Source organism: Marisediminitalea oceani, from assembly GCF_003731635.1.
Lineage (GTDB): Bacteria > Pseudomonadota > Gammaproteobacteria > Enterobacterales > Alteromonadaceae > Alteromonas > Alteromonas oceani.
The window spans coordinates 1-2,173 of sequence record NZ_RCUA01000006.1 but is presented as its reverse complement, the minus strand read 5'-3'; the positions used below and the strand labels follow the sequence as shown (position 1 = coordinate 2,173).

Annotated in this window: 3 protein-coding genes and 1 pseudogene; 1 reads left to right on the top strand and 3 read right to left on the bottom strand. The window is 43.5% G+C overall.

Features of this window, described 5'->3' with window-relative positions; genetic code table 11:
* From D9T21_RS01395 to D9T21_RS22670, 3 genes are all read right to left on the bottom strand, one after another.
* A partial coding sequence (locus D9T21_RS01395) for a site-specific integrase (protein WP_164464544.1) occupies window positions 1–320 on the bottom strand: 320 nt, incomplete at its 3' end.
* A gap of 242 nt (window positions 321–562) precedes the next feature.
* Entirely contained in the window at window positions 563–823 is a 261-nt protein-coding gene (locus tag D9T21_RS01390) for a hypothetical protein (RefSeq protein ID WP_123323393.1), read from the bottom strand.
* A gap of 685 nt (window positions 824–1,508) precedes the next feature.
* Window positions 1,509–1,685 (bottom strand): hypothetical protein, encoded by a 177-nt coding sequence (locus D9T21_RS22670; RefSeq protein WP_164464543.1) that lies wholly within the window; start codon window positions 1,683–1,685, stop codon window positions 1,509–1,511.
* A 237-nt stretch (window positions 1,686–1,922) separates the two neighbouring features.
* Between D9T21_RS22670 and D9T21_RS01385 the strand changes: the two are divergent.
* A pseudogene (locus D9T21_RS01385) lies at window positions 1,923–2,173 on the top strand (hypothetical protein); the annotation flags it as partial.

Sequence of the window (2,173 nt, the reverse complement as noted above, 5' to 3'; positions counted from 1 at the left end):
ACCGTCGGCAACTTCCTTGGCACCGGCACGGTGCTGACTTTGAGCATCACATCAGGTCGATTCAAGGACTTATGAAATAAGAACGTTAAACCCGATAACGTGGCATTGATGGTGATGTTAGATGTACCTTGCTCGGCCAATGCGAGTTGGAATTGGCGCAATTCTTCAGCCGTGGCATCCTCTGGCGAGCGTTTCAAAAAGGTAGCGAGTTTCTTCACGCCTCTGATGTAGCCTATTTGCGTTTTAGGACTGAGCCTACGCATGGTCATATCTTCAATCATGCGTTGGCGTATGGGGTTGGATCCTTCAAAGTAACTCATGGTTTCACTCCTGAGTGAATTCAGGGCGACATTGCCCTTCCTTCAGCTTAGAAGCGGAGAACGAGATCAGAATATAATTAATGAGGTGGGGGCGGCACTACTACCGCGGAGCGGTTTAGTCCTTTGACCAGGAGAGGTAATTATTACGAGCATTGTGCTTAAAAATTTTCTGAAGTGGAAGCGAGTGGACCTAAATTCATTGTGACGATACAAAAATAGCTCCCCAAAGCGGGGAGCTAGTGTCATTCACTTCTCAATTTTCGTGCTGCAAAAAATGAAGTCATAGCGAAGATTAAAGCTATCGCTATCATGCCAAATGCTACAAGATAGAGTCGATCGAAGCATTGATGCTCGCTAATGTATTCTGTATGACCCGAAAACAGAAATGCCAGGTTAAAGAGTGTATAAAGTAGCGCTACAGCTACAACTGTATTGCTCATCGAAACCCAGCGGTTGCTCATTTTGATACAGAAGTTGAAAAGTTTTTCGTAATTGATGTTCATATTTTTTCCTTTTGTTAGTCCTGCCTGTAAGTAGGTCTAACATCAGGGAAATATGCCGATCTGGATGATTCTATAACGAGCAGGCGAAAACGTGCCTCGACGTATGTCGATGCACTTTCATTAGAATGAGGCTGGCATTTTTAAGTAAAAAGGACGGTACGCCTTATGGGATAAAGCTAAAACTTTATCTGTGTGCCGAGGTTTATAGACTCTCTGCTTAGTCTAGCCCGCTAATTATGGTAAGGGCCAACACCAGTTATTTACTTGTTCTCTACGTCATCTTTACGTCTCCTATGTTTGCAATACTTTTAGGCGTACCGTTAAAAGTGCTGAGCTGGGAATATGTCGCGATCACATTACCTTTCAACACAAAAAATTGTACTCCAAATATGATTTTCAAAATCACGTAAATTATGCTGAAAAATTTTCCTGGCATGAGACTACTTAGATATAGCTGAGTCGCACCATCATTGCTCCACACTGCTTGTGGTTCATGAACTCAAGTGGGAACTTATTGAAAGTGCCGTAAACCTCAACGGCGCTTTCCGCTGACTCGATGCACATAGAGGTATGTGCGTTAAAGTTTCATTGTTTATCATCGCGATATTCAATGTTTCTTGAAGCTAAGCAAAGTGGGCATAATAGAAAGGGAGCCTTTTGGCTCCCTGAGGTCACTTGCTCAGTTTTAATCGAGCAAGCCCAATGCCTTTCCTGCATCACGAAATCCATCCAGCCTTATTTCAACAATCCTGTCCTGGGTGTTTTTAGCAAGCTTTTCCAACTCTCCCAATTGCTTGAGGAATTCGTCCCTTTGAAACACTTCTGATTTGACGTCCCCCAGTTGCCGTTTACTGTTAAACATTAACTCATAGATGAGGTCACATTCGGCGGCTTTGAATTTAATGCTAGTCGATAGCAGTCTTTGCTGGGCTTCACTGAAGGATGATTTATTGCTGGTGCGTATTCTGATGTTCTCGATCGCTGATTCTGGCTAGCCCGATCAACTCTATTCCGGTCATTCGATCACAGACTTTTTCTTCACCACCCGATCAGTCTTTTATGCTTGTTAACTTCTTTTAATTTTAAAGAGGAAACAAGTATGTCAAAACCTACTGACATAGAACGCGTTAAAGCGGTTCTCTATCTTAAGCTTGATGAAAACCTCAGTAACCGGGACATCGCCAGGAGACTGAATGTGGGGGCTGCCACTATATCTGATATTCTCGGTAAATTCAGAACCCTGGATTGTGGCTGGCCGTTACCTGAGCATGCCTCCGATCAATGGCTACATCAGTCACTTTATCCTGACAGGAAAGCGGGCCGTATTAAACCTGATTATGGCCTGATGGA